General features: G+C 59.5%; 6 protein-coding genes. 4 read left to right on the forward strand and 2 right to left on the reverse strand.

The window, feature by feature from the left end; all coding sequences use genetic code 11:
- Window positions 1-25: 25 nt before the first annotated feature.
- Window positions 26-589: a transporter substrate-binding domain-containing protein gene (locus D6877_RS23195; RefSeq protein ID WP_122506165.1), complete on the reverse strand. Its 564-nt coding sequence runs from the start codon at window positions 587-589 to the stop codon at window positions 26-28.
- A gap of 135 nt (window positions 590-724) precedes the next feature.
- On the opposite strand from D6877_RS23195, the gene D6877_RS23200 reads away from it, so the two are divergent.
- A complete protein-coding gene (locus D6877_RS23200) occupies window positions 725-1,150 on the forward strand; it encodes a DUF4399 domain-containing protein (protein ID WP_024014708.1) in 426 nt (141 codons plus the stop codon).
- Window positions 1,151-1,273: 123 nt separating this feature from the next.
- On the opposite strand, the gene serA is transcribed toward D6877_RS23200, so the two are convergent.
- Entirely contained in the window at window positions 1,274-2,503 is a 1,230-nt protein-coding gene (gene serA, locus D6877_RS23205) for a phosphoglycerate dehydrogenase (RefSeq protein ID WP_024014707.1), read from the reverse strand.
- Window positions 2,504-2,708: 205 nt separating this feature from the next.
- Here serA and D6877_RS23215 point away from each other — a divergent pair, with 205 nt between their 5' ends.
- The 3 genes from D6877_RS23215 to D6877_RS23225 form a co-directional block, all read left to right on the forward strand.
- Window positions 2,709-4,103 (forward strand): FAD-binding oxidoreductase, encoded by a 1,395-nt coding sequence (locus tag D6877_RS23215; protein ID WP_122603398.1) that lies wholly within the window; start codon window positions 2,709-2,711, stop codon window positions 4,101-4,103.
- A 41-nt stretch (window positions 4,104-4,144) separates the two neighbouring features.
- Window positions 4,145-4,810: a fumarylacetoacetate hydrolase family protein gene (locus tag D6877_RS23220; protein WP_024014705.1), complete on the forward strand. Its 666-nt coding sequence runs from the start codon at window positions 4,145-4,147 to the stop codon at window positions 4,808-4,810.
- Window positions 4,811-5,101: 291 nt separating this feature from the next.
- A partial coding sequence (locus D6877_RS23225) for an SdiA-regulated domain-containing protein (protein WP_130912249.1) occupies window positions 5,102-5,754 on the forward strand: 653 nt, incomplete at its 3' end.

A 5,754-nucleotide genomic window follows, 5' to 3' on the forward strand; every position in this document is an offset into this window, starting at 1 on the left:
GGGAGAGGGTTAGGGTGAGGGGCTCTTACGGTTTCAACCACTTCTCGGACAGCGCCGCCAACCGCCCATCCGCCTTGATCCGTTCCAGCGCGCTCTTGAGGCTGGCCTGAAACGCCGGATTACCCTTCTGGAAGGGAATCGCCAGCTCAACCGGCACTGCCGCTTTCGGCTTCTCTTCGGTCAATGCCTGCACCAGCACCATCGGCCGCGGCGTCTCGTCCTTCTTCGCCAACAACTGCCCGTCGACCTGGCCGTACGGCTCGCTGAAGTCGAAACGATCCTTGAGTTCGGGTGTCAGTGCTATGTGGTTGAGCGCGACGTCGTACTTGCCGCTTTCAACGCCCTGGAGCAGGTCGCCCTCGTCGGTGACGATGAAGTCGGCGCGTACATCCAGCTCGTTGGCGATCAGTTGCCCAAGCTCGACCTCGAACCCCGTGAGGGTGTCGCCCTCCTTGTAATTGAAGGGCGGTGTATTAGCCTCAAGGGCTATGCGCAGCTCGCCACGGTCGTTGACGTCATCAATCAGTTCGGCGTGAGCCAGCGGGCTCAGAAGGGGTAGCAGGCAGATCAGGCCAGGCAGCAGGCGCATGGTCACTCCTTTGAAATCATTATCGCGACGCTCTGATTCAGGCTCGCTTTGCTATGGTTGTCGAGTGCCTTCGACAACGAATGGTCATGAAGTTGTCATGACCGTGCGGATTTTACGGAAAAACTGGAGAAGAAAATGAAAAGCTTTTTGTCACGTGCAGCGTTGGCCGGTGTGCTGATGGGTGTTTCGGTGCTGGCCAGTGCGGCGACACCGGCGCCGAAGGATGCTGAAGTGTTCATCGTTTCTCCCGAGGACGGCGCTACCGTCTCGCAGGAATTCAAGGTCAAGTTCGGTGTCAAGAACATCGCGCTGGCCCCGGCGGGTGACACCACCAAGAACACCGGCCACCATCACCTGCTGATCGACGTCGACGACCTGCCGGCCGAAGGCGCGCCGATCCCGACTGACGCCCATCACATGCATTTCGGCAAGGCGCAGACCGAAGCCACGATCAAACTGGCCCCGGGCAAACACACCTTGCAACTGATCCTCGGCGACAGCGGCCACATGCCGTTCGACCCATCGATCGTTTCGGAAAAAATCACGGTCAACGTGAAATAAAAAAAGGGAGCCCTGCGGGGCTCCCTTTTTTAATTCAGCTTCAAGTGGCTGGCTGCAAGCGGCAAGGTAAAGCAAAAGCGCTGTTCACTTGCCGCTAGTAGCTTGAAGCTTGCCGCTGCTTCTTCAGAAGAGAACACGGCTACGGATAGTACCGTTGACGTGTTGCAGCTTTTCTTGCGCCAGCTCCGAGTATTCGGCGTCTACGTCGATCACCACGTAGCCGACTTTCTCGTTGGTTTGCAGGAACTGACCGGAGATGTTGATGCCGTTTTCGGCGAAGACCTTGTTGATCTCGCTCATCACACCCGGGATGTTCTCGTGGATGTGCAGCAGGCGGTGCTTGCCAGGGTGAGCCGGCAGGGCCACTTCCGGGAAGTTGACCGACGACACCGAAGTACCGTTGTCGCTGTACTTGACCAGTTTCTCTGCCACTTCCAGACCGATGTTGGCTTGCGCTTCGGCGGTCGAGCCACCGATGTGCGGGGTCAGGATCACGTTGTCGAGGCCACGCAGCGGGCTTTCGAACTCTTCGTCGTTGGAGCGTGGTTCCACCGGGAATACGTCGATGGCCGCGCCGATCAGGTGCTTGTCTTTGATCGCGTCCGCCAGGGCGTCGAGTTCGACCACGGTGCCGCGTGCAGCGTTGATCAGAATGCCGCCCTTTTTGATGGCGCGGATTTCCTTCTCGCCGATCATCCACTGGGTCGCCGCAGTTTCCGGGACGTGCAGGGTGACGATGTCGGACATGCCCAGCAGCTCGTGCAGGTTGTTGACCTGCGTAGCGTTGCCCAGTGGCAGCTTGGTCACGGTGTCATAGAAGAACACTTGCATGCCCAGGCCTTCAGCCAGCACCGACAACTGCGTGCCGATCGAGCCGTAGCCGACAATGCCCAGCTTCTTGCCACGGATCTCGAACGAGTTGGCGGCGGACTTGATCCAGCCGCCACGGTGGCAGGATGCATTCTTCTCAGGGATGCCGCGCAGCAGCAGGATCGCTTCGGCCAGTACCAGCTCGGCTACGGAACGGGTGTTGGAGTACGGCGCGTTGAACACGGCAATACCGCGCTCGCGGGCCGCACTGAGGTCAACCTGGTTGGTGCCGATGCAGAAACAGCCGACCGCGACCAGTTTCTTCGCGTGATCGAAGATCTCTTCGGTCAGTTGCGTGCGCGAGCGAATGCCGATGAAGTGAGCGTCAGCGATCTTTTCCTTGAGCTGGGCTTCCGGCAAGGAACCAGTCAGGTATTCGATGCTGGTGTAGCCCGCCGCCTTGAGGACGTCGACAGCCGATTGGTGGACGCCTTCGAGAAGAAGGAACTTGATCTTGCTCTTATCGAGAGAAGTCTTGCTCATCTGCGTAAACCTGTATCCCGGAGAAAAATGGCAGGGAGGGAGCAGCCTGGAGCTGACCCGCACGGCAACAAAGCCGTCACCGCGGATCTGGCCTTGGGCACTGTCCTGCGGGGTCGGTATGCTAGCATAGCCACCCCGCTAAACACTCATTCCTGCGACGTGAAGCGTTCTCAGGATGACCATGAATTGTTCGAGAGTTCTGTCGATGACCAATCCTGCGCTGATTGATGAACTGAAGACCCTGGTTGAGCCTGGCAAAGTCCTCACCGACGCCGACTCCCTGAACACTTACGGCAAGGATTGGACCAAGCACTTCGCCCCGGCGCCGAGCGCCATCGTGTTTCCCAAGACCATCGAGCAAGTGCAGGCCGTGGTGCGTTGGGCCAATACCCACAAAATTGCGCTGGTGCCGTCCGGCGGGCGCACCGGGTTGTCCGCCGCTGCGGTGGCGGCCAATGGCGAAGTGGTGGTTTCGTTCGATTACATGAACCAGATTCTCGACGTCAACCTCACCGACCGCACCGCCGTGTGCCAGCCGGGTGTGGTCACCGAGCATCTGCAGAACGTCGCCGAAGAGAACGGCTTGTACTATCCGGTCGACTTCGCCTCGGCGGGTTCCAGCCAGATTGGCGGCAACATCGGCACCAATGCCGGCGGGATCAAAGTGATTCGCTACGGCATGACCCGCAACTGGGTGGCCGGCATGAAAGTCGTCACCGGCAAGGGCGACGTGCTCGAGCTGAACAAGGACCTGATCAAGAACGCCACCGGTTACGACCTGCGCCAGCTGTTCATTGGCGCCGAAGGCACCCTCGGTTTCGTTGTCGAAGCGACCATGCGCCTTGATCGCGCACCGAAAAACCTCACGGCGATGGTCCTCGGCACCGCCGATTTCGATTCGATCATGCCGGTTCTGCACGCCTTCCAGGGCAAGCTTGACCTGACCGCGTTCGAATTCTTCTCCGACAAGGCCCTGGCCAAAGTCATGGGGCGCGGTGACGTGCCGGCGCCTTTTGAAACCGAGTGCCCGTTCTACGCCCTGCTGGAATTCGAAGCGACCACCGAAGAAGTGGCCAACAGCGCGCTGGAGACCTTCGAACACTGCGTTGAACAGGGCTGGGTGCTCGACGGCGTGATGAGCCAGAGCGAAACCCAGCTGCACAATCTGTGGAAGCTGCGCGAGTACATCTCCGAAACCATTTCCCACTGGACGCCGTACAAGAACGACATCTCGGTGACCGTTTCCAAGGTGCCAGCGTTCTTGCGTGAAATCGATGCGATCGTTGGCGAGCACTATCCGGATTTCGAGATCGTCTGGTTCGGCCACATCGGCGACGGCAACCTGCACCTGAACATCCTCAAGCCGGAAAACCTGAGCAAGGACGAGTTCTTCGCCAAGTGCGCCACCGTCAACAAGTGGGTGTTCGAAACCGTCGAGAAGTACAACGGCTCGATCTCGGCCGAGCACGGCGTCGGTATGACCAAGCGTGATTACCTGACCTACAGCCGCTCGCCGGCCGAGATCGAGTACATGAAAGCGGTCAAGGCAGTGTTCGACCCGAACGGCATCATGAACCCGGGCAAGATTTTCCCGGTTTGATCGGTAATCTCTGTTGAATCAATAAAGGCAGGAGTCGGTAAATGAGCTATCAGCACCAGTACGTCGACGGCACGCGCATTCACTTCCCGATCGGGAAAGTCGTGTGCATTGGCCGCAATTACGCCGAACACGCCAAGGAACTGGACAATCCGGTGCCGACCGAGCCGCTGCTGTTCATCAAGCCCGGCAGTTGCGTGGTGCCGCTGGAAGGCGGGTTCAGCATTCCGACCGAGCGCGGTTCGGTGCACTACGAAGCGGAAATCGCCGTGTTGATCGGCAAACCGCTGTCGACCAAACCAAGCCGCGAAGAAGTCCTCGATGCGATCTCCGGCTTCGCCCCGGCGCTGGACCTGACCCTGCGCGACAAGCAGGCCGAGCTGAAAGCCAAGGGCCTGCCGTGGGAAATCGCCAAGTCGTTCGACGGCGCGGCGGTGATCGCGCCGTTTGTGGTCGGCAGCACCTTCGCTGACCTGACCGACATCGGCATCCGCCTGACCATCAACGGCGAAGTGCGCCAGGACGGCAACAGCAGCGCGATGCTCAACCCGATCGTGCCGATGATCCAGCACATGGCCGGCTGCTTCTCGCTGCAGGCCGGTGACGTGATCCTCACCGGCACGCCAGTGGGCGTAGGCCCGCTGAATGTCGGCGATGAAATCGTCCTCGAACTGCCGGGGGCGAGCAGCTTCAGCAGCAGCGTGCGCTAACCGCAGAACCCCTTGTAGGGGTGAGCTTTGTGGTGAGGGGGATTTAGCGAAACGTCGCACCGCCCCGTTGGACTGCGCAGCAGGCCCCTCTTCAAGATCAAGAGGGGCGCGCTTCGCGCGCCAACGGGGATAAGTCCCCTCGCCACAAGTGTGTTTCTGGCAAACGAACACGCCAATCCCGCCATTTGCCGTTTTTTTCACATCCTCTCTGGATAATTCCCGCGATTCTGGCGTCTCAGCCGGCCTCTTGTGCTATTACCCTTGGCCTGAATTAACGGAACGCATCCTTTGATGGCATCTCCAACTCAGCAAAAAACCACCCTCCGATCCCGCTTCGTCCTGCGCTGGTATGTCTGGCTGTTGCTGGTCATCGCCGCAGCCTATGGGCTGGCGTTCGCCATGCATTGGGATGATCGCGGCGTGCTGTGGGTGCTGGAGCGCTTCGAGAGCAAGGCCGAGCAGAAGGAGAGCGTCTGGCTGCCGGATTATCAGGTGGTGATCGATGCCAAGCCGCTGCCGGGCATGGAAAAGGACGAAGCTTCGGATCTGGCCTATAACCCGCAGACCAGGACCCTGTTTGCGGTGATGGGCAAGAATGCCTTCCTCGTCGAGCTGACGCTGCAGGGCGACGTGTTGCGCAAAATGCCGCTGGTGGGCTGGAGCAATCCTGAAGGCCTGACGGTCATGGAAAACGGTTTGCTGGCCATTGTCGATGAGCGTGAGCATACCTTGTCGATCGTCAAGATCGACGCCGCGACTCGTGAGCTGAACATTGCCGACTTCCCGAAATACGATCTCGGGCCGTCGAAAGACCAGAACAAGGCTTTTGAAGCCATCACCTGGGACCCGCGCAATCATCAATTGATCCTGGGTGAGGAGCGCCCGCCAGCGCTGTTCACCTGGAAAAGCGATGGCAGCCAGACCCTGCAGGGCGACAAGCAGAA

This window comes from Pseudomonas sp. Sample_9, from assembly GCF_004307535.1.
Lineage (GTDB): Bacteria > Pseudomonadota > Gammaproteobacteria > Pseudomonadales > Pseudomonadaceae > Aquipseudomonas > Aquipseudomonas mercuritolerans.